The organism is Corynebacterium suedekumii, assembly GCF_030252185.1.
In the GTDB taxonomy this organism is placed as follows: domain Bacteria; phylum Actinomycetota; class Actinomycetes; order Mycobacteriales; family Mycobacteriaceae; genus Corynebacterium; species Corynebacterium suedekumii.
Genome location: NZ_CP126970.1, coordinates 1,012,109 through 1,035,948 on the forward strand (window position 1 = coordinate 1,012,109; position 23,840 = coordinate 1,035,948).

The 23,840-nt window shown below is 69.6% G+C and carries 27 protein-coding genes, 1 tRNA gene and 1 pseudogene; 19 read left to right on the top strand and 10 right to left on the bottom strand.

Going from position 1 to position 23,840, the window contains the following annotated elements:
• Positions 1–66 precede the first annotated feature (66 nt).
• A complete protein-coding gene (locus QP029_RS05015; RefSeq protein WP_284875728.1) occupies positions 67–1,551 on the top strand; it encodes a hypothetical protein in 1,485 nt (494 codons plus the stop codon).
• A gap of 170 nt (positions 1,552–1,721) precedes the next feature.
• Here QP029_RS05015 and QP029_RS05020 read toward each other — a convergent pair.
• Positions 1,722–1,798 (bottom strand) — tRNA-Pro (locus QP029_RS05020).
• A gap of 76 nt (positions 1,799–1,874) precedes the next feature.
• Positions 1,875–2,804: a metallophosphoesterase gene (locus QP029_RS05025; protein WP_432418704.1), complete on the bottom strand. Its 930-nt coding sequence runs from the start codon at positions 2,802–2,804 to the stop codon at positions 1,875–1,877.
• Positions 2,805–2,839: 35 nt separating this feature from the next.
• Here QP029_RS05025 and QP029_RS05030 point away from each other — a divergent pair, with 35 nt between their 5' ends.
• The gene (locus tag QP029_RS05030) at positions 2,840–3,316 is read left to right on the top strand and encodes a GatB/YqeY domain-containing protein (RefSeq protein ID WP_284875729.1); all 477 of its coding nucleotides are present in this window, start codon (positions 2,840–2,842) and stop codon (positions 3,314–3,316) included.
• Here QP029_RS05030 and QP029_RS05035 read toward each other — a convergent pair.
• A complete protein-coding gene (locus tag QP029_RS05035) occupies positions 3,313–5,697 on the bottom strand; it encodes a transglycosylase domain-containing protein (RefSeq protein ID WP_284875730.1) in 2,385 nt (794 codons plus the stop codon). The two genes, QP029_RS05030 and QP029_RS05035, sit on opposite strands and share 4 nt — an antisense overlap.
• Before the next feature lie 150 nt (positions 5,698–5,847).
• Between QP029_RS05035 and QP029_RS05040 the strand changes: the two genes are divergently transcribed.
• The 4 genes from QP029_RS05040 to QP029_RS05055 all read left to right on the top strand — a co-directional run bounded on the left by QP029_RS05040 (position 5,848) and on the right by QP029_RS05055 (position 7,748).
• Positions 5,848–6,183, top strand: a complete 336-nt coding sequence (locus QP029_RS05040; RefSeq protein WP_284876157.1) for a WhiB family transcriptional regulator — start codon at positions 5,848–5,850, stop codon at positions 6,181–6,183.
• 27 nt (positions 6,184–6,210) lie between these two features.
• Complete coding sequence (gene sp36 / locus QP029_RS05045; RefSeq protein ID WP_284875731.1) at positions 6,211–6,363, top strand: Sp36 family protein; 153 nt, start codon at positions 6,211–6,213, stop codon at positions 6,361–6,363.
• A gap of 2 nt (positions 6,364–6,365) precedes the next feature.
• The gene (locus tag QP029_RS05050) at positions 6,366–6,830 is read left to right on the top strand and encodes a RidA family protein (protein WP_284875732.1); all 465 of its coding nucleotides are present in this window, start codon (positions 6,366–6,368) and stop codon (positions 6,828–6,830) included.
• A gap of 99 nt (positions 6,831–6,929) precedes the next feature.
• Positions 6,930–7,748 (top strand): MBL fold metallo-hydrolase, encoded by an 819-nt coding sequence (locus QP029_RS05055; RefSeq protein ID WP_284875733.1) that lies wholly within the window; start codon positions 6,930–6,932, stop codon positions 7,746–7,748.
• 84 nt (positions 7,749–7,832) lie between these two features.
• Here QP029_RS05055 and glxR read toward each other — a convergent pair whose 3' ends face one another.
• Entirely contained in the window at positions 7,833–8,516 is a 684-nt protein-coding gene (gene glxR, locus QP029_RS05060) for a CRP-like cAMP-activated global transcriptional regulator GlxR (RefSeq protein WP_284875734.1), read from the bottom strand.
• A gap of 198 nt (positions 8,517–8,714) precedes the next feature.
• A complete protein-coding gene (locus QP029_RS05065; protein WP_284875735.1) occupies positions 8,715–8,864 on the bottom strand; it encodes a hypothetical protein in 150 nt (49 codons plus the stop codon).
• A 32-nt stretch (positions 8,865–8,896) separates the two neighbouring features.
• Between QP029_RS05065 and nth the strand changes: the two genes are divergently transcribed.
• From nth to QP029_RS05085, 4 genes are read left to right on the top strand one after another with little or no spacing between them, the layout of a single operon-like run.
• Positions 8,897–9,574 (top strand): endonuclease III, encoded by a 678-nt coding sequence (gene nth / locus QP029_RS05070; RefSeq protein ID WP_284875736.1) that lies wholly within the window; start codon positions 8,897–8,899, stop codon positions 9,572–9,574.
• Positions 9,571–10,146, top strand: coding sequence for a TlpA family protein disulfide reductase (locus tag QP029_RS05075; protein WP_284875737.1), 576 nt, complete (start codon positions 9,571–9,573; stop codon positions 10,144–10,146). Before nth ends, QP029_RS05075 begins: the two co-directional genes overlap by 4 nt.
• Positions 10,143–10,922 (top strand): NUDIX hydrolase, encoded by a 780-nt coding sequence (locus QP029_RS05080; RefSeq protein WP_432418705.1) that lies wholly within the window; start codon positions 10,143–10,145, stop codon positions 10,920–10,922. The genes QP029_RS05075 and QP029_RS05080 overlap by 4 nt, the downstream gene beginning before the upstream one ends.
• A 25-nt stretch (positions 10,923–10,947) precedes the next feature.
• Positions 10,948–12,141 carry a MarP family serine protease gene (locus tag QP029_RS05085; protein WP_284875738.1) on the top strand — a complete coding sequence of 398 codons (1,194 nt, stop codon included), beginning with the start codon at positions 10,948–10,950 and terminating at the stop codon, positions 12,139–12,141.
• 18 nt (positions 12,142–12,159) lie between these two features.
• Here the strand turns inward: QP029_RS05085 and QP029_RS05090 are convergent.
• Positions 12,160–12,831, bottom strand: a pseudogene (locus QP029_RS05090) (alpha/beta fold hydrolase); the annotation flags it as partial.
• 326 nt (positions 12,832–13,157) lie between these two features.
• On the bottom strand, positions 13,158–13,661 hold the full coding sequence (locus QP029_RS05095; RefSeq protein ID WP_284875739.1) for a phage holin family protein: 504 nt from the start codon (positions 13,659–13,661) through the stop codon (positions 13,158–13,160).
• A gap of 97 nt (positions 13,662–13,758) precedes the next feature.
• On the opposite strand from QP029_RS05095, the gene QP029_RS05100 reads away from it, so the two are divergent.
• On the top strand, positions 13,759–14,451 hold the full coding sequence (locus QP029_RS05100) for a hypothetical protein (RefSeq protein WP_284875740.1): 693 nt from the start codon (positions 13,759–13,761) through the stop codon (positions 14,449–14,451).
• 2 nt (positions 14,452–14,453) lie between these two features.
• Here the strand turns inward: QP029_RS05100 and QP029_RS05105 are convergent, their stop codons facing one another.
• Positions 14,454–15,290, bottom strand: a complete 837-nt coding sequence (locus tag QP029_RS05105) for an HAD family hydrolase (protein ID WP_284875741.1) — start codon at positions 15,288–15,290, stop codon at positions 14,454–14,456.
• Positions 15,291–15,805: 515 nt separating this feature from the next.
• Here QP029_RS05105 and QP029_RS14335 point away from each other — a divergent pair.
• The 7 genes from QP029_RS14335 (at position 15,806) to QP029_RS05140 (ending at position 20,192) form a co-directional block, all read left to right on the top strand.
• Entirely contained in the window at positions 15,806–16,429 is a 624-nt protein-coding gene (locus tag QP029_RS14335; protein ID WP_489886008.1) for a hypothetical protein, read from the top strand.
• A gap of 502 nt (positions 16,430–16,931) precedes the next feature.
• On the top strand, positions 16,932–18,074 hold the full coding sequence (locus QP029_RS05115) for a TadA family conjugal transfer-associated ATPase (RefSeq protein ID WP_284875743.1): 1,143 nt from the start codon (positions 16,932–16,934) through the stop codon (positions 18,072–18,074).
• Positions 18,071–18,826 carry a type II secretion system F family protein gene (locus tag QP029_RS05120; protein ID WP_284875744.1) on the top strand — a complete coding sequence of 252 codons (756 nt, stop codon included), beginning with the start codon at positions 18,071–18,073 and terminating at the stop codon, positions 18,824–18,826. The genes QP029_RS05115 and QP029_RS05120 overlap by 4 nt, the downstream gene beginning before the upstream one ends.
• Positions 18,823–19,371, top strand: coding sequence for a type II secretion system F family protein (locus tag QP029_RS05125; RefSeq protein ID WP_284875745.1), 549 nt, complete (start codon positions 18,823–18,825; stop codon positions 19,369–19,371). The genes QP029_RS05120 and QP029_RS05125 overlap by 4 nt, the downstream gene beginning before the upstream one ends.
• Before the next feature lie 10 nt (positions 19,372–19,381).
• Complete coding sequence (locus QP029_RS05130; protein ID WP_284875746.1) at positions 19,382–19,570, top strand: DUF4244 domain-containing protein; 189 nt, start codon at positions 19,382–19,384, stop codon at positions 19,568–19,570.
• 2 nt (positions 19,571–19,572) lie between these two features.
• Complete coding sequence (locus QP029_RS05135) at positions 19,573–19,866, top strand: hypothetical protein (protein ID WP_432418721.1); 294 nt, start codon at positions 19,573–19,575, stop codon at positions 19,864–19,866.
• Positions 19,863–20,192: an Rv3654c family TadE-like protein gene (locus QP029_RS05140; protein ID WP_349293718.1), complete on the top strand. Its 330-nt coding sequence runs from the start codon at positions 19,863–19,865 to the stop codon at positions 20,190–20,192. The genes QP029_RS05135 and QP029_RS05140 overlap by 4 nt, the downstream gene beginning before the upstream one ends.
• On the opposite strand, the gene QP029_RS05145 is transcribed toward QP029_RS05140, so the two are convergent.
• The gene (locus QP029_RS05145) at positions 20,167–22,533 is read right to left on the bottom strand and encodes a DEAD/DEAH box helicase (RefSeq protein ID WP_284875748.1); all 2,367 of its coding nucleotides are present in this window, start codon (positions 22,531–22,533) and stop codon (positions 20,167–20,169) included. The two genes, QP029_RS05140 and QP029_RS05145, sit on opposite strands and share 26 nt — an antisense overlap.
• 270 nt (positions 22,534–22,803) lie before the next feature.
• On the opposite strand from QP029_RS05145, the gene QP029_RS05150 reads away from it, so the two are divergent.
• Positions 22,804–23,007, top strand: a complete 204-nt coding sequence (locus tag QP029_RS05150; protein WP_284875749.1) for a cold-shock protein — start codon at positions 22,804–22,806, stop codon at positions 23,005–23,007.
• A 150-nt stretch (positions 23,008–23,157) separates the two neighbouring features.
• Here the strand turns inward: QP029_RS05150 and QP029_RS05155 are convergent, their stop codons facing one another.
• Positions 23,158–23,784: a DedA family protein gene (locus tag QP029_RS05155; RefSeq protein ID WP_284875750.1), complete on the bottom strand. Its 627-nt coding sequence runs from the start codon at positions 23,782–23,784 to the stop codon at positions 23,158–23,160.
• Between the last annotated feature and the right edge of the window lie 56 nt (positions 23,785–23,840).

The following is a 23,840-nucleotide window of genomic DNA, read 5'->3' on the forward strand; positions in this document are numbered from 1 at the left end:
TTTACCAGTGGGCTGTGACGGTGCGCCTGAGAGGTTCTCCGCCCGCGGACCAGTACGTTCGAAGCCATGAGCACGTCGCCCCGCAGAAGGTCCTGGATCATCATCGCCGCACTCCTCGTGCTGCCCCTGATCATCGGCGCAGCGCTGGCCGCCGCCACCGGCCTCGACCCGGCGCGCTCCTGGAACGCCGACGACGAACCGGCGGCCGCGCCCGTCGCCGCCTCACCGTCCGGCATCGATCCTGCCCAGCTTGTCGACGCCCGCCGCGCCGCCGGCGAGGCCGGAGCCCAGGCCGGCTTCCTCACCACCGGCACCGAACAGCTCACCGAAGGCGTCGGTGAGATGAAGGAGGGGGCGACCACCCTGCCCACCCAGTTCGGTGAGGCCGTCACCGGCGCCCAGCAGCTCTCCCAGGGCATGGTCGAACTCCAGGCCGGCGTGGGCCAGCTCGGCACCGGTGCCACCGAGGTCGCCGACGGCGTGGGCACCGCCGTCGACCAGGTCGTCGGCCTCGGTGCCCTGCAGGGCCAGCTCCTCGGCATGATCGACGACACCGTCGCCGGTCTCGAGGGTGCGACCGACCCCGACCTCGTCGACGCCCGCACGCGTCTGCAGGATCTGCGCGGTCAGGTCGAGATGGCCCAGCTCGACGGCGACCTGGCCAACCAGCTCACCGCCCTCAAGGACGGCTCCCGCGAGGTGGCCAACCAGCTGGCCGTCCCCGGCTACGCCTTCCACGACGGCATCTACTCCGCCACCAAGGGTGCGCAGGACCTCTCCCACGGACTGACCGAGGCCCAGGGCGGGGTCGACGAGGCCGTCGCGGGGGTGGAGGAACTTGACGCCGGCGTCCAGCGCATCGACCAGATGGCCACCCAGACCCAGGACCGCATCGGCGCCATCCAGCGGGCCCTGCCCGTCGTCCAGGCCGCCGGGACCGGCGAGGGGGTGGCGACCGCCGATACGGCGGAGACGACACCGACGCTGGCCCCGATGTACGCCATGCTCATCGCCGCCCTCGTCATGCTCGGTGGCGCGGCCAGCGGAGTGCTCATGCGCGTGGCCCGGGGCGGCTGGTGGATCCTGGCCGGTGCGACCGCCGGTCTCACCGCCCTCGGCGTGGTGCTGCTGGCGATCGTCGGCAGCGGCGTCACCCCGGCCGTCCTCGCCCTGTCCGCCCTGATCCTGGCCCTCGGGGTGGTCGCCTCCGCGGTCCTCACCCGTGCGGTGATCGGCCTGTTCGGGCCGGTGGCCGGGTCCGTCGTCGCCGGGATCGCCGCCCTCGTGCAGATCGGGCTCGTCGGCTGGGTGTGGAAGGCCGCCTCCGGCCATGACGTCGCCGTCATCTGGCAGGTCCTGGCCAACCTCACCCCACTCAACTGGGCAACCACCGGCCTGACCGCCGCGGGCAACGACGGTTCCGCGATGTCCCTGTGGGCCGCGGTCGCCGTGCTGGGTGTGCTGGCTGCCGTGGGTGTGGCCGGTCTCTCTATCGCTGCCCGTCGGGCGAGCGCGGTGACGGCCGACAATTCCGTGGAGACCGGCGTCTGAGCCATACCCCGAGACCTGGATGCCGAGAGGGCCACTCCTCTCGGGGTATGGGGCCGGTCAACGCCGAGAGCACCACCCCTCTCGGGGTTCAGGTCTCGGTGTGTGGCCCCCGGACCTCCACCCCGGACATGACGGAACCCCCTGGCGCGATTGCCAGGGGGTTCATCTGATGGTCGGGATAACAGGATTTGAACCTGCGACCTCCTCGTCCCGAACGAGGCGCGCTACCAAGCTGCGCCATATCCCGGTTCGTACCGGCTGCATTACTGCGTGGGTACCTGAGATACCTTAGCCGAGGACCGGAGAAACCTGCAAAACGCCAGCTAGGCGTCTCGTTCGGTGACGTGGATGAGGGTGGCGGAGGGGCGGCAGAACAACCGGAGGGGGACGAACTTGGAGGTGCCCAGGCCGTTGGAGACGTGCATGAGCATGTTCTTGAAGCGGTGGAGGCCGGAGACCCGTTCGCGGTCGATGCCGCAGTTGGTCACCACGGCCCGGCTGCCGGGCAGGCAGAGCTGGCCGCCGTGGGTGTGGCCGGACAGGGAGAGCTGGTAGCCGTCGGCCGCGAACTTCTCCAGCACGCGCGGCTCGGGGGCGTGGAGCAGGGCGAGGGAGAGGTCGGCGTCGACGTTGGGGGCGCCGGCGATGAGGGAATAGTCGTCGAGGTCGTGGTGGGGGTCGTCGACACCGGCGGCAGCGAGGCGGACGGGCCCGACCTGGAATTCCAGGCGTTGGTGGGTGGCGTCCTGCCAGCCGCGTTCGATGAAGGCGGCCCGCATGTCACGCCACGGCAGGTCGACGTAGCTGGGGGTGCGTCGCGCGCCGAAAAGGTAGGTGACCGGGTTGGGGATGCCCGGCGCCCAGTAGTCGTTGGTGCCGAAGACGAACATGCCGGGCCGGTTGAGCAGGGGGCCGAGGGCGCGCAGCACGTCGGGGACACCGCGTTCGTCGGAAAGATTGTCACCGGTGTTGACCACCAGATCAGGGTCGAGGGCGTCGAGGGCGGAGACCCAGGCGATCTTGGTGTCCTGGCCGGGGATCATGTGCAGGTCGGAGATGTGCAGGATGCGGAAGGCGTCTGCGCCGCGCAGGGTGCCGGGGGCCAGCAGTGGGGCGGTGACCTGCTTGAGCTCGAACTTCCGCAGCTCGGAGTTTCCCCAGGCTGCGACGCCGATTCCGGCGGCGGCTCCGGCGCCCACCACGGCGCCGGCGATGGTGAGGATGCGCTTGATCGCTGTGGTTGTCTCGTTCACCCGCACCACCTTACCGGGCGGGTACCGTGGTCCCCATGAGTGAGTTGAAGGACAAGATCCGGGCCGACCTGAAGACCTCGATGAAGGCGAAGGAGAAGGAGCGCACGGGCACGATCCGCATGCTCCTGGCTGCCATTCAGGCGGAGGAGACCACCGGCGCGAAGCACGAGGTGAGCGACGAGGACATCCTCAAGGTCGTCGCCCGGGAGATCAAGAAGCGCCGCGAGTCGGCGGAGATCTACGCGGCCAATGACCGGCAGGAGCTCGCGGACGCGGAGCTGGCCGAGGTCGCGGTGCTCGAGGAGTACCAGCCCGCACAGCTCGACGATGCCGCGCTCACCGAGCTTGTCGACGCCGCGGTGGCCCACGTCGCCGCCGAACAGGGCGTCGCCGTGGGCGAGGTGTCCATGAAACAGATGGGCCAGGTGATGAAGGCCGCCACGGCGGCCGCCGCCGGCCAGGCCGACGGCAAGCGCCTCTCGGCGGCGGTCAAGGACCGCCTGAGCAGCTAGAGTCCGAACGCGTCGAGGAGGGCGTCGATGTCCTCCTGGCGCACGCCCGGGATGGGCTGCGGTGCCGGTTCCGGGCCGGCGTCCGGGCTCGGGGACGGCTCAGCCGGGGCGGGGGCCCGGTAGACGCCGTCGGAGATCTCCAGCATGACGGTGCCGCCCTCGCGGAGCAGCCCGTCCTGCGCGGTGGCCCGGACCACCATGCCCCGCGGCGTCGGGTTGCCGGTGACGATCCGGGTGTTCACCTGGTAGCCGCGGTCCGTGAGGTACCGGCGGGCATCGGATTCCGTGCGGCCGACCACGTCGCCGAGGACGGCGTGTGAGGTGCCCTCGTCGAACTTCGGGTCATGGGACGGCAGGCCCCCGTTGAGGGCGGCCGGCACCTGGTTGGCGGTCTGGAACCAGGAGTTGGCCGGTTCGCGGCCGCCGAAGAGATTACCGTCACCGCACTGCCGGACCGGGGCGGTGCACAGCGGCGTGGTGGTCGTGCCGTCGTTGTAGATGTACGGCGCGGCGGAGAAGCCGGTGTTGAAGCCGAGGAAAGCGGACGACTGGTTGGACTCGGTCGTGCCGGTCTTTCCGGCTGCCTGCCCACCCCAGCCGTAGGCCTGCGCCGCGGCCCGGGCGGTGCCGATCTCCATGTCGGCGGCCATGCCTCCCGCCAGGGCGTCGGCCACGCCCGGTTCGATGGCGTCCTCACAGGCGGGACGCTCGAGGTAGACCTCGCGGCCCTCCCGGTCGGTGACCGAGTCGATGGGGTTGGGTTCGCACCAGCGACCGGAGGAGGCGAGGGTGGCACCGACGTTGGCCAGCTCCAGCGGGTTCACCGGGGTCGGTCCCAGGGTGTAGGAACCGAGGTTGGCCTCCTTCATGAAGTCCGCAATGGAACGATCCCCGTCGTAGCTGCCCGGCGTGGTGTAGCTGCGCAACCCGAGTTTGACGGACATGTCCACCACCGCGGGCACACCCACCTGCTCGATGAGCTGGACGAAGGTGGTGTTGGGGGAGTGGGCGAGCGCCTCACGCAGGGTCATCTGCGGCTGGTACTGCCCGGCGTTCTCCACGCAGTAGGTGGCCGGCGGGCAGTTGCGGGCCCCACCCTCGCCGAGGCCGCGGGCCTCGTAACGCGTAGGGACGTCGAGCGTGGTCTCCAGGCCCATGCCCTGGTCGATGGCCGCGGCGGCGGTGAACACCTTGAAGATGGAGCCGGCGCCGTTACCCACCATCGACGACGGTTGCGGCAGCATCGTCTCCCCGGCGTCGAGATTGAGCCCGTAGTTACGGGAGGAGGTCATGGCGAGGATGTCGCGGGAGTCCCGGCCCGGTTCGACGACGTTGATCACCTCGGCCACACCCGCGGCCTCGGGGCTGACGTTCGCGGCGGCCGCCGCCCGGGCCGCGTCCTGGACCTGCGGGTCAAGCGTGGTGGTGATGGTGTAGCCGCCCTCGAGCAGTTCGGCGCGGCTGACCCCCTTGGAGTCGAGGTAGGTGAGGGCGTAGTCGCAGAAGAAACCGCGGTCCCCGGCGGCGATGCAGCCGTTGGGCAGGGTGGCCGGGGACTCCAGCACCCCGAGCGGTTCGGCGGCGTAGGCGTCAGCGTCGGCCTGGGAGAGGTAGCCGTTGCCCACCATGGACTGCAGGACGGTGTTGCGTCGCGAGGTCACACCCTCGGTGTTGGTGTAGGGATTGAGCGCCTCGGAGGACTGGACCATGCCGGCCAGCATCGCCGACTGCGGGACCGTGAGCTCGGCGGCGGTGACCCCGAAGTAGGTCTGGGCGGCGGCCTCGATGCCGTAGGCGTGGTTACCGAAGGGCACGAGGTTGAGGTAGCGGGTGAGGATCTCGTCCTTGCTCAGATTCCGGTCCAGATCCGAGGCCATCCGCATCTCCCGGAGCTTGCGGGGGATGGACTGCTCGATGGCGGCGGCCCGGGAGGCGTCGTCCTCGGCGGCGATGAGCAGCAGGTAGTTCTTCACGTACTGCTGGTTGATGGTCGAGGCACCCTGCTCCACCCCGCCGGCGACCAGGTTGGTCACCAGGGCACGGGCGGTGCCCTGCATGTCCACGCCGTCATGCTCGTAGAAGCGGTGGTCCTCGATGGAGACGATCGCGTCCTTCATCGGCTGGGCGATCTGGTCTCCGCCGACGGGGTAGCGGCGCTGACTGAACAGCCACGCCATCGGCTCCCCGGTGGCGTCCGTGACCGTGGTGACACCGGGGGTCTCGCCTCCGGTCAGGTCAGCGAGGTTGGACTGCATGGTTTCATTCGTCCGGGCGATGGCCACGCCCGAGATACCGGCCACCGGGGCGAGCGCCAGGGCGCCGGCGACACCGGCGGCGGCGGTGGCGGCAACCATCTTTGCCAGGGATTTCGAAACAGACACGTTCAATACCCTACGCAGTGGAGGGGTGTGGTGGGAACCTTTGGTTGCCCCTGTAAGTGTGACGCATTCGACTTGATGCGAAGTGTGTGAATACACTTACCCGGAAAGTGTTGGCCGCAAACGAATTTGGCCTGTGGAAAGGAGCACATGATGGGTGCCCCCCTCGTCGGTGAGACCCTCCAGTCTTCCCCTGAGCAGGATTCCCTCTGCTTTGAGCGTGGTGAATGGATCACTCAGGCCAAGTGTCGGTCCGGGGATCCGGACGCCCTGTTCGTCCGCGGCGCCGAACAGCGCAAGGCTGCGGTCATCTGCCGCCACTGCCCCGTGGTCATCGAGTGCCGGGCGGACGCCCTGGACAACCGCGTCGAGTTCGGCGTGTGGGGCGGCCTCACCGAGCGTCAGCGTCGCGCCCTGCTGCGGAAGAACCCCCACATCACCAGTTGGGCGGACTTCCTCGCCGCGGGCGGGGACATCGAGGGACTCTGACGTTCGCTCCCCGGTAGGGTGTTGCCCATGACCACATGGGAATACGCCACCGTTCCGCTGCTCACTCACGCGACCAAGCAGATCCTCGACACCTGGGGCGAGGACGGCTGGGAGCTCGTCTCCGTCGTCCCCGGCCCCAACCCCGAGAACGTCGTCGCCTACATGAAGCGGGAGAAGTAACTGTGACCACCACCGACCGTCTGTCCGAGCTGGGTATCACCCTCCCGGCCGTCGCCGCCCCCGTCGCCGCCTACGTCCCCGCCGTCCGCACCGGTCATCAGGTGTGGACCTCCGGCCAGCTGCCGTTCGTCGACGGTCAGCTCGCCGCCACCGGCAAGGTCGGTGCCGAGGTGTCGGCCGAGGATGCGGAGCAGTACGCCCGCGCCGCCGCCCTCAACGCCCTGGCCGCCGTGGACGCCCTGGTGGGCATCGACAACGTCACCCGCGTGCTCAAGGTCGTCGGCTACGTCGCCTCCGCGGAGGGCTTCACCGGACAGCCCGCCGTGATCAACGGCGCCTCCAACCTCATGGGTGAGGTCTTCGGCGAGGCCGGCGAGCACGCCCGCGCCGCCGTCGGTGTCGCCGAGCTCCCGATGGGCGCCCCGGTCGAGGTGGAGATCATCGTCGAGGTGGCAGGGGAGCAGTAGGACACGCTGCCCCACCCAGGCCCACCCAGGCCCGCCCCGCCTGACGCCGGCACCCCGTGTGTTCGGTGGCACGGGGGGAAGCGGGCTAAGCTGGTCCCCATGGAGCATCCCGCCTACAGCCAGCTTCGGCCGGTCACCGATTCGGTGGCCGTTGTCCTGTGTCCCAACCCGGGTTACGCCGCCCTCGAGGGCACCAATTCCTGGGTGATCCGTGCCGCGGATGACCCGCGCAGCATCGTCATCGATCCGGGCCCGGAGGACGAGGGCCATCTCAACGTCCTCGGCGCCAAGGCGGCCGAGGTCGCCCTCATCCTGCTCACCCACCGCCACCACGACCATGCGGACGGTGCGCAGCGTTTCCGCCAGCTCACCGGTGCGCCGGTCCGGGCGTTCGACCCGACCTACTGCAGCGGCGACCAGGCCCCGCTGACGGACGGGGAGATCATCAGCGTCGAGGGCGTGACCCCGCAGATCGAGGTCGTGCACGCTCCGGGGCACACCCGGGATTCGGTGTGTTTCTTCATCTGGTCCGGTGTCCCGGGGGAGTCGACCCTGGAGGGCATCATCACCGGTGACACCATCGCCGGCCGCCACACCACCATGATCTCGGAGACCGACGGTGACCTGGGCGAGTACCTGGAGACCCTGAGCACTCTCGAGGAGCGGGGCGCGGGGATCCGCCTCCTGCCGGGTCACGGCCCGGACGGGGAGGACGTCTCCGCGTTCGCCCGCAAGTACATCGACCGTCGGGAGCACCGTCTCACCCAGATCCGGGAGGTCCGGGAGAAGTTCGGGGCTGATGTGGACCTGAAGACGATGATCGACGAGATGTACGACGACGTGGACCCCGTCCTGCGGCACGCCGCCGAGCAGTCCACCCGCGTGGCCCTGCGCTACCTGGACCGCGAGAACGCGTAGCCGCTGAGGCGTCACCAAAACAGGCACAACAGACAACCCGCGCCCCCGGAGTAGGGGGCGCGGGTTGTGTCGTGTGCGGGGTGGCTAGCGGGCGCGCTTGGCCAGGTGCTCGGTGTCCACGATGAGGACGGACTTGCCCTCGAGGCGGATCCAGCCGCGGTGGGCGAAGGTGGCCAGGGCCTTGTTCACGGTCTCGCGGGAGGCGCCGACGAGCTGGGCGATCTCCTCCTGGGTGAGGTCGTGGTTGACGCGCAGTGCGCCGCCTTCCTGGGAGCCGAAGCGGTTGGCCAGCTGCAGCAGCGTCTTGGCCACACGGCCGGGGACGTCGGTGAAGATGAGGTCGGCGAGGGAGGCGTTGGTGCGGCGCAGGCGGCGGGCGAGGACGCGCAGCAGCTGCTGGGCGATCTCGGGGTGGTCGGACACCCACTGCTTGAGCATCTCGGAGTTCATCGTCGCGGCCTGGACCTCGGTGACGCACACGGCGGAGGAGGTGCGGGGGCCCGGGTCGAAGATGGACAGTTCGCCGAACATGTCGGAGGGGCCCATGACGGTGAGGAGGTTCTCGCGACCGTCGGAGGCGTGGCGGGCGAGCTTCACCTTGCCGGAGGTGATGATGTACAGGCGGTCGCCGGGTTCACCCTCCTCGAAGATGGTGGTTCCGCGGGGGAACCGGACGGTCTCCATGTCCTGGATCAGGTTGTTCACGGCGGTGGGATCGACTCCCTGGAAAATACCCGCGCGGGACAGGATCTCCTGTACACCTTCCACTGGCTTGCTCCTCGGTGCTCTACGTAGATGGCGCGCCGGGAGCGGTCCTCTGATGGGACGGATTGATATCCGACTGTGACTCTCGCGAATCTCGGATGTGACTCTCGGCGCAATGTGCTCCACACCACCCTACCGTGGAATTGGTCACCAAGCAGACACTCGGGGGGATTTAGTCACATTGGCCGGGCTGATGTGGCCCTACTCGGCGGAGTCCTCCGAGTCCTCCGGGTCGGGGACCTCGGTCGGGGCCTTGGCGCTGTCGGGCAGCACCACCGACTCCAAGCGTTCCATCTGCATGGCGAACAACGCCAGGACGAGTGGAACGGCGAGAACGAGTAGGGCGGTCATGGTCTGACATCGTAGTGGCTAAGCTGTCCGGTATGCCCGGTAAGCCCTCCACCCCTCGTCCGCCAGAGACCGACTTGGGGCGTAAGCGTCGGGCCCGTCGCATCAACCGGACCCTGGCGCAGGCGTATCCGGACGCGCATTGTGAGCTGGATTTCTCGGATCCGCTGGAGCTGACGGTAGCGACGGTCCTGTCCGCGCAGTGCACCGACGTGCGCGTCAATCAGGTCACCCCGGAACTGTTCCGGCGCTTTCCGACGGCCGCGGACTACGCCGCCGCGGACCCCGCCGACATCGAGGAGATCATCCGCCCCACCGGGTTCTTCCGGGCCAAGGCAGGTCACCTCATCGGCCTGGGGCAGGCGCTCGTGGGGCGTTTCGACGGCCGCGTGCCCGAGGGCCTCGACGACCTGGTCTCCCTGCCCGGGGTGGGCCGCAAGACCGCGCACGTGGTCCGCGGCAACGCCTTCGGGCTACCGGGGCTGACGGTGGACACGCACTTCAAGCGACTCGTCGGACGGCTGCGGCTGACCGGTGAGACGGATCCGGTGAAGATCGAGTACGCGATCGCGGAACTGATCGAGAAGAAGGAGTGGACCATGTTCTCCCACCGGCTGATCTTCCACGGCCGCCGGATCTGCCATGCGCGCCGGCCCGAGTGCGGGCGGTGTCCGATCGCCCGGGACTGCCCCTCCCGAGGGGAGTTCGCATGACCCGGCAGCTGCTGTGGATGACCGCCGCCGGAGTCCTCGCCACGATCGCCGTCGTCGCAGGCGCGGTGTTTCTGCTGCGTGAGGTCAACGCCCCGCAGGAGAGTGCGGAGGGCGCGGGAGGGGAGGCGTCGGCAAGCGACGCCGAGATCGTCGCCCGCCCGGACTGCCCCGGTGACGGTGCGGGAGGCATCGACCTGGCCTGTCTCGGCGGGGAGACCGGGCCCGGGACGGACAAACCGACCGTGGTCAACGTGTGGGCCTGGTGGTGCGGTCCCTGCCGCGACGAGCTGCCGCACTTCGACGAGTTCGCCGCCGAACACCCCGAGTACGAGGTCGTGGGCGTGCACGCGGACGCCAATCCCGCCAACGGTGCCGCCATGCTCACCGAGCTGGGGATCGAGCTGCCCAGCTACCAGGACGACGACAACACCTTCGCCGGCACCCTCGGACTGCCCGGGGTCATCCCCGTCACCGTGGTCTTCGACGGCGACGAGCAGGTCGGCATGTACGCGAAGCCCTTCACCTCGGCGGACGAGATCAACGACGCCGTCACGGAGGCGTTGGCCAGGTGACCGGCTCAACCGACCCGTACGTGCAGGATCAGCCGGGCATCAACACCGACCTGCGACCCGAACGCGCGCCCCGGTGGATGCGGCGCCTTGTCGACGACGTCCCCATGGCCCGCAGCCACCGTGACATCCGCGGAGTGGACGCCCGGGGGCTGACCAACCCGCGTGCCGACGGCCGCAGTGCCGCCGTCCTCATGCTCATGTCCGGCACCGGCAGCCTCTCCGACTCCCTGCCAGAGGACGCGACGATCCTGCTCACCCACCGCACCCCGACGATGCGCTCGCACTCCGGCCAGATCGCCTTCCCCGGCGGCCGCATCGACCCCGACGACGTCAACGCCGTCGACGCCGCACTGCGAGAGGCCTGGGAGGAGACCGGCCTCGACCGCACCGCCGTCACCCCCGTCGCCGCCCTCGACCCCGTGCACATCCGCGCCTCCGGCTACCCCGTTCACCCCGTCCTCGCCCACCGGCACAGCCCCTCCCGGGTCGGGGTGGCCAGCCCCGCCGAGACCGACGACGTCTTCCACGCCCGGCTCCACGACCTCATCGATCCCCGCAACCGCCTCATGGTCGGCTGGTCCGGCTGGTCCGGGCCCGCCTTCACCTCCCACGGCTACCTCGTGTGGGGCTTCACCGCCGGCCTCATCTCCGCCCTCATCCACCAGGCCGGCTGGGAACAGCCCTGGGACCGGGATACCACCCTCGACCTGTCCGCCACGCTGGAAAAGTCACGCAACAATGAGCCACAGCTCAACCAGATAAGATTCCTCCGATAACCCATCCGGAAAGGTGACCACCCACGTGACATCCGCCCTCATCGTCGACGGACTCATCGTCCTCGCACTCCTGCTGGCGATCGTCAGCGGGTGGCGGCAGGGTGCCTTCTCGTCGGTCCTGTCCACCATCGGCATCGTCGCCGGCCTCATCATCGGTGCCGCCGTCGCCCCGCCCGTCATGCAGCTCACCGAGTCGACCGCCCTCCGCTTCCTGCTGGGGCTGGGCACCATCATCCTGCTCGTCGGCCTGGGCAACCTCATCGGCGGCATGCTCGGCGGTTCGGTGCGTGACCGGATGCGCATGCGCACCTCCCAGACCATCGACTCCGCCATCGGCGCGCTGTTCTCGGCGGCCGCGACGATGATCGTCATCTGGCTCATCTCCATCCCGCTCGCCGCCGGCCTCACCGGCCCGGTGAGCAACGGCATCCGCAACTCCACCATCCTCAGCGCTGTCGACTCCGCCACCCCGCCCGGCCTCGACCAGCTGCCCTCGCGCATCTCGGTCATGCTCAACGATTCCGGCCTGCCGCCGCTGTTCTCGCCCTTCGACGAGCCGGTGGCCCGCGAGGTCGAGGCACCCAACATGGACGTCGGTGACCCCGGGCTCGTTGAGGCGCTGCGCCCCTCCGTCATCCACGTCATGGGTGACTCCAGCACCTGCCGTCGCCGTCTCATGGGCTCCGGCTTCGTCACCGCCCCCGATTACGTGGTCACCAACGCCCATGTCGTCGCCGGCACCGAGACCGTGCGCCTGGACACCGTCCTGGGGGTCAAGGACGCCGAGGTGGTCTACTACAACCCCGAGATCGACATCGCCGTCCTCCACAGCCCCGACCTGGGGCTGGCTCCGCTGAACTGGGCCGCGGAACCCGCGGACACGGGTGCGGACGCCCTGGTCATGGGCTTCCCCGACTCCGGCCCCTTCGAGGCCGCCCCCGCCCGCGTCCGCGACAAGCTCATCATCGCCGGGCCGGACATCTACGCCTCGGGCCGCATCGAGCGGGAGGCCTACACCGTCCGCGGCACCATCCGGCAGGGCAACTCCGGCGGGCCGCTGGTCGACCGGGACGGCGCCGTCCTCGGTCTCGTCTTCGGCGCCAGCGTCGACCAGACCGACACCGGTTACGCCCTCACCGCCGCCGAGGTGCGCAAGCACATCGGGGACGTGACCGCCCTGTCCACGGAAGTGGACACGCAGGCGTGTGTGGTGCGATAAGGGCAGTGAGTGCAGCAGTCAGAGGTGACGGCCGAGGAAACCGAGCACCGCGGTGACGAACCCCGACGGGTCCTCGATCTGCGGCAGGTTCTTCGTCCCCGGGACCCCGGTGACCTCCACCGGGCCGGCCACCCGCGCCCGGGACAGGGCGTTGAGGTGACGCCAGGCCGGTAGCGCCGGCTCGAGCAGCAGGGTGGGGGCGGTGACCTTCTCGCTCGCCCACCGAGGGGTGACCGCGGAGGTGAGGAACCGGTTGTTGCGGACGATGGCTGCCGGGGCGCGGCCGATCCGGGCGGCCGTGCGGCGTAGCTGAAGGGTGTCGTCGAAACGCCGGGAGGAGTGGAAACCCGGGGCGGTGTTGAGCAGCAGCTGCCGACGGTAGGCCACCGCCCCCAGCCGGGGGATCCGGGTGAGCAGGGAGGACGGTGCGCGGGAGACGAGGCTGCGGGCGATCATCCACGCGAAGCTCCACGGACGGGTGAGCATCGCCTGGCGCAGGTCGCTGGGGAAGGCCGCGGCGACCGAGACGAGCGCACTCACCCGTTCCGGGTACGCGGAGGCCAGGGCCCACGCGACGCTGCCGCCGGTGTCGGAGCCGACCACCACGGCGTCGTCATGCCCGAGGGCGAGGATGAGGCCCGCGATGTCACCGGCGGCGGTGCGCAGGTCGTCACCGGCCACCGCCGGGGGTTTGTCGGAGAGGCCGTAGCCGCGGGCGTCAACAGCCGCGACATGGAAGCCCCCTCCGTCAGCGGGGCGATGACGTCAAGATAGTCGAACCAGCCACCGAAGGAGCCGTGCAGCAGCACGATGAGCGGGGCTGCCGGATCGCCGGCGACCGCCGCATGCAGCCGCAGGCCGCGGGTGTGGACGAGCACGTGCTCGAAAGGGCCGGGCAGCTCCACCACGGAGGGGGACAGGGGTGCGTCCGCCACGTCGGGCTCCTTCCGGGGAGGGGACAACAGAAAGACCGCCCGGTCGCAGGGACGCCGGGCGGAGGAGAAGATCGGGGGAGACTAGCTGTACAGGCCCCGGTTGCGGGCCTCCAGCTTCTTCTCTGCCTGACCGGGGACGAGGTTCTTCAGCTCGTTGACCGAGTCGATCGTCTTCTTCGGTGCACCCATCTTCTTGATCTTCTTCCAGCCGAACAGTGCGAGCACCGCGGCGAGGACGACCATGATGAGGAAGACGATGAGGAACGACGCCCAGCGCTCCAGCCAGGTGGACAGCAGCTCAGCGAGGAAGAAGAAAAAGAAGAACGAGCTGTACAGGCCGATGACGCCGGCGACGCCGAACAGGCCACCACCCATCGCACCCTTCTTGGCCTCGCCCGCGAGCTCGGTCTTGGCCAGCTCCAGCTCGGAGCGGAACAGGCTCGACATCTGGGCGGTGGCGTTCGACACCAGGTCGCCGATCGAGCCCTCACCGGCCCGGGTGGTGTCGACATCGCTCAGCGGGATGGAGTTGACCCGAGGAGTGAAGTCCTTCGGTCCATCGGTGTACAGTCCGTCGTTGCTCACGGTGTGCCTTCCTAGGTTCCATTGTCCAGCGTTATCAGCCCATGGTGTCACGGATTCATGATGAATGCGCACACCCTCGACGGCTATCGTAGTGGATATGCCCGCGACAGACCCGCTGCAACCCCTCCTGGAACTGGGCGGGATCGCCGACCTCGCCCGTGAGGCCTCCGCAGCCGTCGCCGCGGTCCACCGCCGGCCCGTGTCCCTGCGCCGGGCGGATGTCACCGGCTCCGAATCCGTTCTCCGTGGTGCGCGCACCTCCGCGCTTATCGACGACCCCCGTACCCGACGCCTCGACACCCCCGCAGGGCCCCTCGGCGCGGCCATCAGCGTCTACGGCCTGCTGGCCCCCGGCACGGTCGAGCATTCCGCCCGGACATTTCTCCGGGCGCCGCTCCAGATCCTCGCCCGCATGGACACCCTGGCCGGCGGGGACGGCCTCCCGGTGGCCGCGGACGGGGCCGCCCGGCTGCAGGCACTGGCCGGTCTGATCACCGGTGGGCACGCCCACGATGTGCTGCTGCCCCAGGTGGTGCACGGCGAGATCGCCGGCCACCGCATCTTCGGGGAGCGTTCCGGTCTCATCGCCCGGGCGGCGGCACGACTGACTGCGGTGACCACCGGATTTGACCCCCGCGGCCTGGCGGTGCCGGAGACCCACCTCAACCGGCACCGGGCCCACTATCTGGAATCGCTTGCCGAGGGCTACGGGGAGGACTTCCTCGAACTGTCCCTGCGGGCGTGGATCGCCGGTGCGGACGAGGCGGAGGCCATCGCCCGGGCTGTCTGATCTCAGGCGGTGCCGCGGCGGCCGCGCTGGGCCCACCACAGACTGCCCACGGTCACGGCCGTGACGGCGGCGACAACCCCGGCCCCGATGCCGACCTCGCGTGACGAGGGCATCTGGAACAGCGGGATCGGATCCTTGAAGGTGCGGATCTCCCAGGCGTGTTCGAGGGCGTGCTTCTTCAGCGCCCGGTCCGGGTTGACCGTCACCGGGTTACCCACCGTCGCCAGCATCGGGATGTCCGTGGCTGAATCCGAGTAGGCGTAGCTGGCGTCGAGGTCATAGTCGTTCTTCGCTGCCAGGTCGAGCAGGGCCTGGGCCTTGGCGTCGCCCTTGCAGTAGGAGAGGATCTCACCGGTGAAACGGCCGTCCGCGACCTCGAGCTCGGTGGCCACGACCTGGTCGATGCCCAGTTCCTCGGCGATGAGTTCCACCAGGTGGGAGGCGGAGGCGGAGATGATGATCACGTCATGGCCGGCGTTGCGGTGGAAGGTGATCAGTTCCCGGGCCTCGGCGTAGATGGCCGGGGTGACCACGTTGTGCATGGTCTCCCGGGCGATGTCGCGGACCTGTTCCACGGACCAGCCGGCCACCATCGCAGCGAGCTGGTCACGGGTGGCGTCCATCTGTTCACTCGACTGTCCGGCGATCATGTACGTCGCCTTGGCCAGCGACAGCTGCAGGGCCGCCGCCGGGGTGATCAGGCCGCTGTGCATGAACTCGCGGCCGAAGGCGAAGGCGGAGGAGGTGGCGATGATGGTCTTGTCCAGGTCGAAGAAGGCCGCCACGCGACGCGCGGGGGCCTCAGGTGCCTCAGGGGAGGACAGGGGACCGGAACTCATGGATGCATAGTCTAGACCTGAAGTCTGTGAAACGTAAGTGATTGATGTTGCCAATGTGGTTAGGGGTGCATTGTGAATGACGTGGTCCATCCGTCCTCCTTCCCCCTGTTGTCCGTGGGCATGTGAGTGGTGCTTCAAGAACTATCGGTGTGACGGGCCAGTATGTAACATCCGGAAACCCCCTCGAAAGATTTTTCGAAGATTTCGTCGATCCACTGTTGTCTCTGTGAGAAAGATGTGCCATAATTCCTCTTGCAAGGCCCCGATATACCGTGTGGCCTGCCCCGGCACACCCCCCCGAGCCGGGTTACTGACGGCCCGCGCACACCCCCCCGAGGCGCGGGCCGTCCCTAATTTTCCGGACACCGTCAGTATGGCCGGGTCCGACCGAATCCGTCGCCGGGGGAGCGGTCTTATCCCCATAAAGACGGGGACACCTCAACAACCGGCGGAGTTGTCCACAATCTGCGCTATCGGGCATTGTCCGCACCCGTCGGCCCCGCGATGGTGGGGGCATGTCGAATTCCAGGTGGACCCAACCCGCCGGCCGCACCACCGGTGACTTCATCCTCGTCGCCGTCGGCGACCCCGCCCTGCATCCCGAGGCCACCCATGTCGCGGCCGCCACCGGCTACGCCGTCATGGACTCGGCTGATCCGCGGGAGATCTCACGCCTGCATACCCGGGCCCGCGCCGTCCTCGTCGACGCCGACATTGCCGCCCACGTGAGCACCCTCGCCCGTCGCCCCGGCGTCTACTTCCTCGCCGCGGACCCGGGCCCCGTCGACTGGCAGGCCGCCCTGAACTGCCACGCCGAACACGCCTACGTGCTTCCCGCCCAGGCGGCCGAACTCCTCACCGAACTGGGTCACGCCGACGCCGCCCCACGGATCCCGGACCATCCCGGATCCGGTGGAGCGGACCATGCCTCCACCGTCATCGCCGTCCTCGGCGCCGCCGGGGAGCGGGGACCTCCACCCTCGCCGCCGCGATGGCCCGCGTCTGCGCCACCGACTCCGGTGCTCCCGTCACGCTCATCGACGCCGACGGCGGCTCCGGCGGGCTCGACCTGCTCCTCGGGCTCGAGGACACCCCGGGGGCCCGCTGGCCGGACCTGCGACTCGGCGAAGGGGCGGTGAGTGCTGTCGACCTGCGGGCCGCCCTGCCCGGCACCCGGGACGGCGTCGCGGTGCTCTCCGCGGCGCGCAGCACCATCGCCGACCCCTTCCGACTCGGGCCGGACACCATTTCCCCGGTCCTCGACAGTATCCGTGGGGCGGGTGGGACGACGATCGTGGACACCAGCACAGCCGACCACCACACCGCCCTGACCGTGCTCGACGCCGCCGACCAGGCGATCCTCCTCATCCCCGCCGAGGTCCGCCCGGCGGCGGCCGCAGCCCGGATCACGGCTGACCTGCGACGAACCCGCACCAGCGTGGCCGGCATCGCGCGCCACCGAGGCTGGGCCGGGTTGAGCAGCGACGACCTGGAGAAGATCACCCAGTGCGACATCATCGCCGAACTCGGGACCATCACCCGTCTCGCCCGCACCGTGGAGCTGTCCGGACTCCCGGACCAGCTTCCCCGACCTCTGCTCACCTGCGCGCGGGCAGCCCTGGCCGAGGCAGGAACGCGGTCATGAGCACCCTCATGGAACGGGTGCAACGGCGCCTCATCGACCTGCCCGGCGCGGCGACCGACCCCGCCGAACTGGCCCGACTCATCCGGGAAGAGGCCGGGGTCATCTCCGACGTCGACGTGCTCGCCCTGCTGCGGCGCCTGCGACACGACTCGACGGGGATCGGCCCACTGGAACAGATCCTCAGCCTGGACGGGGTCACCGACATCGTCGTCAACGCCCCCGACCGGGTGTTCTTCGACCGCGGACACGGCCTGGAACGCGCCGACCTGACCTTCACCGACGACGCGGAGGTCCGCCAGCTGGCCACCCGGCTCGCGGTCTCCTGCGGCCGCCGCCTCGATGACGCCCAGCCCTTCGCGGACGGTCGCCTGACCCGGGACGACGGCAGCATCATCCGCGTCCACGCCCTGCTGTCCCCACCGGCGGAACGCGGCACCTGCCTGAGCCTGCGGGTCCTGCGCCAGGCGGCGACGACGTTGACGGAACTGGCTGACCGCGAGACGGTGAGCCCCGAGATCGCAGACCTGCTCCGCGGCATCATCCACCAGCGACGGGCATTCCTCGTCGTCGGCGGAACCGGCACCGGCAAGACGACGATGCTCGCGGCACTGCTCGCCGAGGTCGACCATCGCGAACGCATCGTGTGCATCGAGGACACCGCCGAACTGCACCCGCCCCACCCGCACGTGGTGACCCTGGTTTCCCGCGCCCGCAACATCGAGGGCTCCGGCGAGATCACCATGTCCACCCTGCTGAGGCAGGCGCTGCGGATGCGACCCGACCGCATCGTCGTCGGCGAGATCCGCGGCCCGGAGGTCGTCGACCTGCTCACCGCCCTCAACACCGGCCACGACGGTGGAGCCGGCACGGTCCACGCCAACTCCCTCGAAGAGGTGCCTGCCCGTATGGAGGCCCTCGCCGCCCTCGGCGGACTCGACCGGCACGCGTTGGCCACCCAACTCTCGGCTGCGGTGGACGTGGTCATCGTCATGCGGCGAGACCCCACCGGCCGCCGTCATATCCATCAGATCGGCGAGCTCAGCGGCCATCCCGTCACCGCCCGTGCCGTGTGGGACGCCGATCACGGCCCGCTGGCCGGTTTCGACGAGTTCGCCGCCGCCCACCGGAGGCCGGCATGACCGCCCTGCTCCTGGCCGCCGCCTGCGTGGTCACCGCCGCCCCGTCCCCGCGGACGCGCCTCCTGCCCCCGGCTGCCATGCAGTGGACCCGCTGGCTCATTCCGTTCTCCGTCGGTGCGGGGCTGACCGTCTTCCTCCTGCTGGGCCGACTCAGCGTCGCCGTCGCCACCCTCACCGCGGGCCTTACCCTGGTGTGGACTGTCCGTGACACCCGGCAGCGTGCCCGCACGCGGCGCCGCGAGGCCGCCACAGTGACCTTCCTCGGTCACCTCATCGGCGAACTGCAGGCCGGCTCCCCGACGGGGCAGGCACTGACCCGTGCCGTCGCGGAGATCCCCGACAGCGCCCCGCCGGAGCTGAGCCGCACCCTTCGGCTCCTCGCCGCCGACCCCCGGGCCATCCGGGACGACCCCGGACCTCCGGAACTGGCCACCCTGCGCTCCCTCTGGGAGCTGGCGGACCGGCGGGGCCTGCCCCTGGTTCCGCTCATGCAGCAGGCGAGGGCGGGTATCGACGCCCGCGTCCGCCACCGTGGCGCCACCACCGCCACGCTGCAGGGACCGCAGGCCACCGCCGTCATTCTCACCCTGCTGCCCGTGGCCGGCGTCGGCATGGGCACCGCCATGGGGGCGGATCCGCTCGGCTTCCTGTTCGGCGGTGGCCTCGGCGGCATCCTGCTCGTCGCCGGCGTCGGACTGGCCAGTGCCGGATTCGCCTGGTCCCGCCACATCATCACGAAGGCGGCGCCATGAAACTCCTGCTGCTGGCAGCGGCCCTGCTCATCGCCACCCCACGCCCCACCGGGCGACTCGACCGCCACGGGCCCCGCATACCCCGCGCCGGGCCGACCCCGGACGTGGACCCGCTGTCGCTGGCCGCGGACATCGACCTGTTCGCCACGTGCATCCGCGCCGGCCTGTCCACGGCGGCCGCGGCCACCGCGGTGGCCGGGGCGGCCGCCGACCGGGCGACCGTCCACCGGTGGCGGCAGGTCGCAGCTCTGCTGGCCATCGGCGTCCCCGCCGACCGGGCGTGGGCCGAGGTCGCGGACGTCCCCGGACTGTCCGATCTCGCCGGCCTGGCACGCATGTCCGGCCGGTCCGGGGCGGCGATGGCCGATGCCTGCGGTCAGGTCGCCGACGGCCTGCGCGCCAGGGCGGCCGATGACGCCACCGCCCGGGCCGAACGCGCCGGGGTGCTCATCGCGTTGCCCCTGGCCACCTGTTTCCTGCCCGCCTTCTTCCTCCTCGGCCTGGCCCCCGTGGTCATCAGCCTGGGAACCCAGTTACTCACCTAAGGAGAAAACCATGTCCCTCATCCACCGAATCCGCACCCTGACCAGCAACGACGATGGTATGTCGACCATCGAGTACGCCATGGGATCGCTCGGCGCCGCCGCCTTGGCCGCCGCCCTGTATCTCGTGGTCAGCTCGGGTGGGGTGTCCGACGCCCTCGAGTCGATCATCACCGACGCCCTGTCCAACACGCCGGGCTGATGATGCGTCTCGACGACCGCGGTTCCGTCACCGTCGAGGCCGCGCTCGCCCTGGCCAGCCTGGTGATGGTGTGCGGACTCATCGTCGGGGCCGTCGCCACCATGGCCGCCCACCTCGCGGCCGTCGACCTCGCCGGCTCCGCCGCCCGCTCCCACGCCATCGGGGTGGAGCACCATGCGGTGCGCGGCGAGGTCACCATCCGCGAATCCGGTGGCCTGGTGACGGCGACCGCGGAGGTCCCGGCCATCTTCGGCACCCGTTCACACTCGGCCGTCTACCCGGTGGAGCAGCCGTGATCCGCCTGCGCCGCCAGCTCGGGGACGACGGCTACGCCACCATCGCCACCGCCGGATTCGCCGCCGCCCTGCTCACGCTGTACGCGGCGGTGGGGGCGGCCGCCGCTCTGGTCATCGCCCACCACGAGGCACAGGTCGCGGCGGATCTCGCCGCCGTGGCCGGCGCCTTCGCGGTCTACCGTGGGGAGGACGCCTGCGGTGCGGCGGATGCGGTGGCGGGGTACAACGGGGCGTCGATACGCACCTGCACCGTGAGTGGTGCGGACGTGACGGTCAGCGCCGTCGTCCGCGGAAGGGAGGTCAGTTCGACGGCGGGGCCGGTGTAGCCGTCATGGTCACCAGCGCTCCGAGCAGCTTGAGGGCGCCGGCCTTGTCCAGCGGGTTGTTGCCGTTGCCGCACTTCGGCGACTGCACGCACGAAGGGCAGCCGGACTCGCAAGCGCAGGAGCGCACGGCCTCGAACGTCGCCTCGATCCACTCCGGGAAGCGGGCGAAACCCTCGTCGGCGAAACCCGCACCACCCGGGTGGCCGTCGTAGACGAAGACGGTGGGCAGATTGGTGTCCATGTGCAGCGCGGTGGACACGCCGCCGATGTCCCAACGGTCACACGTGGCGATCAGCGGCAGCAGCCCGATCGCCGCGTGCTCCGCCGCGTGTAGGGTGCCCGGGGTGTCGGCCGCGGTCACGCCCATCGCGCTGAGGGCCAGCGGGTCGATCGTGTAGGAGACGGCCCGGGTGACCAGGCGCTGCTCGGGCATGTCCAGCGGCACCATGTCGGCGGTGGTGCCGTCGGCGAGCTTGACCATGTAGCCGACGACCCGGTCGGTGACCTCCACCTCGACGTTGGCCACCCACAGACCGGGGGAGTAGTTGATGATCTCGTCCTCGCCCGGCCGGTTGAGGATGCGGATGTCCGTCTCCGTGCGCGCGATGGTGGTGTAGTCCGGCACCTCCGGGCGGGCCAGCGCCACGTAGTCGTCGAGGTCGAGGTCCTCGATGACGAAGCTCTCCCCCTGGTGCAGGTACACCGCGCCGGGGTGGACCTGGGCGGCGGCGCGGGCGGAGTCCATGGTGCCCAGCAGGCGGCCGTCGGAGATGTCGACGATCATGACCTCCTCGCCCGACCCGCCCCGCAGGCTCACCGAGGTGTGCGCCGTCTCCGGGGTCAGCTCCCCCTCGAGTACCGGCACGGGGAACCAGCCGCGCGGGCGGCGGCGCAGCAGGCCGGCCTGCTCCAGCTCGACGACGACGTCGTGTGCGGCGAACGTCTCGACGTCCGCCTCACTCAAGGGCTTCTCGACGGCCGCGCAGTACACGTGGCCCCGCAGCACGTACGGGTTGCGGGGGTTGAACACCGACCGCTCCACCGGCCGGCCCAGCAGGGCGTCCGGATGGTGGACGAGGTAGGTGTCCATCGGTTCGTCCCGGGCGACGAGGACCACCAGTGACCCCTGGCCGCGGCGCCCCGCCCGGCCGGCCTGCTGCCAGAAACTCGCCACCGTGCCGGGGAATCCGGCGGTGACGACGGCGTCGAGACCGCCGACGTCGATACCCAGCTCCAGCGCGTTGGTGGTGGCCACGCCGAGCAGCTCGCCGTCGTCGAGCTGGCGTTCCAGGCGGCGACGGTCCTCGGCGAGGTAACCGGCCCGGTAGGCGGCGATGCGGCGGGCGAAATCCGGCCGACCCATGCCGGAGAGATCCTCTGCGGTGCGCATCGCCACCAACTCCGCGGAACGACGGGAACGGACGAAGGTGAGGGTGCGAGCACCCTCGGCCACCAGGGTGGCCATGATGTCGGCGGACTCGGTGGTGGCGGCGCGGCGTACGGGCGCGCCGTTCTCGCCCTCCATGCCCTCAATGAACCCGGGCTCCCACAGCATGACGGTGCGGGCACCCGTGGGGGCCCCGTCCTCGATGACCGCGGTGACGGGGCGGCCGATGAGGTTCTCGGCGTGCGCGGCGGGATCGGCCGACGTGGCGGAGGCGAGGATGACGGTGGGGTGGGAACCGTAGTGGGCGGCGATCCGCAGCAGGCGGCGCAGCACGAGGGCGACGTTGGCGCCGAAGACACCGCGGTAGGTGTGGCACTCGTCGATGACGATGTAGCGCAGATTTCGCAGCAGCCGCCCCCACCGCTGGTGATTGGCCAGGATGGACACGTGCAGCATGTCCGGGTTGGTGAACACCAGGCGGCTGGCGTCCCGGATGCCGGCGCGGGCCTCCACCGGGGTGTCGCCGTCGTAGGGGGCGGGGTGGATGCTGCGCAGCTCGTCGACCTCGCGGGTGATCCGGGTGACAGCGGCCAGCTGGTCCGATCCCAGTGCCTTCGTGGGGGTGAGGTAGAGCGCGCAGGCGGTCTGGTCCTCGGCGAGGGTGGTCAGGATGGGCAGCTGATAGCCCAGGGACTTGCCGGAGGAGGTTCCGGTGGCGACGACGACGTCGATTCCGTCGTAGGCGAGCTGCGCACACTCCACCTGATGGGAGAACAGCCGGGAAATTCCGGAGTCGACGAGAAAATTCTGCACACCCGGATGCACCCACTCCGGCCACTCGGCGTGACGCGAGGGGCGGGCGTCGATCGTCGACGCATAAGTGCAGGTTGATGTGGGGAAACGTCGGATGATGGTCGCGGAGAGTTCGGCGCCCAACGGGTTGGTGTCCACCATCGGAATACCCCCTCTCGGTGGGGTTCGGGCCAAATATTTTCGGCCGGAAATGCGATTAGACTACCGCTTAGGCCCAAAGCATGACACACTGGACCTCGGTCGCGGTTTCTGTGCGTTACGTTTACGTGCTCGCAAGGGATTTTTGACGCGAGCACCCGGGATTTACCTCTCCCTCACGGGAGATGGAGTTTAACGGGGGTTCGATTTCGACCCGGATGCCGGCAGATGCTGTCATCCGTACCACCCCAGATCAAGAAAAAGGTTATACACATGGCACAGGGTACTGTGAAGTGGTTCAACGCCGAAAAGGGCTTCGGCTTCATCGCTCCGGACGACGGCTCCGCCGACGTCTTCGTTCACTACTCCGAGATCCAGGGTTCGGGCTTCCGCACCCTCGAGGAGAACCAGCAGGTCGAGTTCGAGATCGGCGAAGGCGCCAAGGGCCCGCAGGCTCAGGCTGTCCGCCCGCTCTAAGTCGTCACCGACTCTGAGTACTCAGACTCCCAAGAGGTAATGCTCTAAAGAGGAAACTCAGCCACGCAGCTGACGTTCGACAAGGCCGTCCCATCCCCGCGAGAGCGGGAAGGGGCGGCCTTCGTCGTTGTCGGGGTGGGGCGCGTCGACTCACGCCTCCGAGATGCCCCGCTGCTCGTCGCGCCACTCGAAGAACGTCGCCTGCACCCGCTGGATGAGCAGGCCGACGACGGTGCCCAGGGTGATGCCGACGATGACGCCGACCAGCGGATGGTCACGGAAGAGGTAGCCACCGAGGTAGCCGATCATCGCGGCCTGGACGGCCCAGATGATGATGCCCAAGGTGTCGTAGAGCAGGAACCAGCGCCAGGGGTAGCGCACGGAGCCGAGCATGATGGTCATGAACCACCGGCCCCAGGGGATGAACCGGGCGACGATGATCGTCGTGGCGGCGCGGCGACGGATGTTGCGCCGCACCCAGGCGATGGCCTTCCCGCGGGCGGAGTCGTCGGGGGTGTTCTCCACGAATCCGATGAGGCGGGTGCCCAGCAGGTAACACAGGTTGTCACCGATCATCGCCGCGATGACGGCGACCTGGATGACGGTGAGCAGGTCGGGTACGCCACGGGAACCCGCCCACGCCCCGGCGAGGGTGATGATGGTCTCGCTGGGGACGAGGGGGAACAACGAGTCGATGATGACCACGAGGCCGAGCACGGGATAGAAGACCGGCAGGGTCATGAGGGTCTCCACCCAGCTGACGATCTGATCGGTCATTGCACAGAGTGTAGTGGCCACCGTGGCGCCGCGTCCGGTACCGCCTGCGGCGCCGG

What these genes read in the sequence shown, in the direction of transcription:
- QP029_RS05055 (WP_284875733.1), top strand. Translation starts at nt 6,930, where the DNA reads ATGGAGCATCCCGCCTACAGCCAGCTTCGGCCGGTCACCGATTCGGTG.
- QP029_RS05120 (WP_284875744.1), top strand. Translation starts at nt 18,071, where the DNA reads ATGACCGCCCTGCTCCTGGCCGCCGCCTGCGTGGTCACCGCCGCCCCG.
- QP029_RS05105 (WP_284875741.1), bottom strand. Translation starts at nt 15,290, where the DNA reads ATGAGTTCCGGTCCCCTGTCCTCCCCTGAGGCACCTGAGGCCCCCGCG.
- QP029_RS05130 (WP_284875746.1), top strand. Translation starts at nt 19,382, where the DNA reads ATGTCCCTCATCCACCGAATCCGCACCCTGACCAGCAACGACGATGGT.
- QP029_RS05015 (WP_284875728.1), top strand. Translation starts at nt 67, where the DNA reads ATGAGCACGTCGCCCCGCAGAAGGTCCTGGATCATCATCGCCGCACTC.
- QP029_RS05115 (WP_284875743.1), top strand. Translation starts at nt 16,932, where the DNA reads ATGAGCACCCTCATGGAACGGGTGCAACGGCGCCTCATCGACCTGCCC.
- QP029_RS05040 (WP_284876157.1), top strand. Translation starts at nt 5,848, where the DNA reads ATGGGTGCCCCCCTCGTCGGTGAGACCCTCCAGTCTTCCCCTGAGCAG.
- QP029_RS05075 (WP_284875737.1), top strand. Translation starts at nt 9,571, where the DNA reads ATGACCCGGCAGCTGCTGTGGATGACCGCCGCCGGAGTCCTCGCCACG.
- QP029_RS05135 (WP_432418721.1), top strand. Translation starts at nt 19,573, where the DNA reads ATGCGTCTCGACGACCGCGGTTCCGTCACCGTCGAGGCCGCGCTCGCC.
- QP029_RS05030 (WP_284875729.1), top strand. Translation starts at nt 2,840, where the DNA reads ATGAGTGAGTTGAAGGACAAGATCCGGGCCGACCTGAAGACCTCGATG.
- QP029_RS05100 (WP_284875740.1), top strand. Translation starts at nt 13,759, where the DNA reads ATGCCCGCGACAGACCCGCTGCAACCCCTCCTGGAACTGGGCGGGATC.
- QP029_RS14335 (WP_489886008.1), top strand. Translation starts at nt 15,806, where the DNA reads ATGTCGAATTCCAGGTGGACCCAACCCGCCGGCCGCACCACCGGTGAC.
- QP029_RS05065 (WP_284875735.1), bottom strand. Translation starts at nt 8,864, where the DNA reads ATGACCGCCCTACTCGTTCTCGCCGTTCCACTCGTCCTGGCGTTGTTC.
- QP029_RS05125 (WP_284875745.1), top strand. Translation starts at nt 18,823, where the DNA reads ATGAAACTCCTGCTGCTGGCAGCGGCCCTGCTCATCGCCACCCCACGC.
- QP029_RS05145 (WP_284875748.1), bottom strand. Translation starts at nt 22,533, where the DNA reads ATGGTGGACACCAACCCGTTGGGCGCCGAACTCTCCGCGACCATCATC.
- QP029_RS05150 (WP_284875749.1), top strand. Translation starts at nt 22,804, where the DNA reads ATGGCACAGGGTACTGTGAAGTGGTTCAACGCCGAAAAGGGCTTCGGC.
- QP029_RS05155 (WP_284875750.1), bottom strand. Translation starts at nt 23,784, where the DNA reads ATGACCGATCAGATCGTCAGCTGGGTGGAGACCCTCATGACCCTGCCG.
- nth (WP_284875736.1), top strand. Translation starts at nt 8,897, where the DNA reads ATGCCCGGTAAGCCCTCCACCCCTCGTCCGCCAGAGACCGACTTGGGG.
- sp36 (WP_284875731.1), top strand. Translation starts at nt 6,211, where the DNA reads ATGACCACATGGGAATACGCCACCGTTCCGCTGCTCACTCACGCGACC.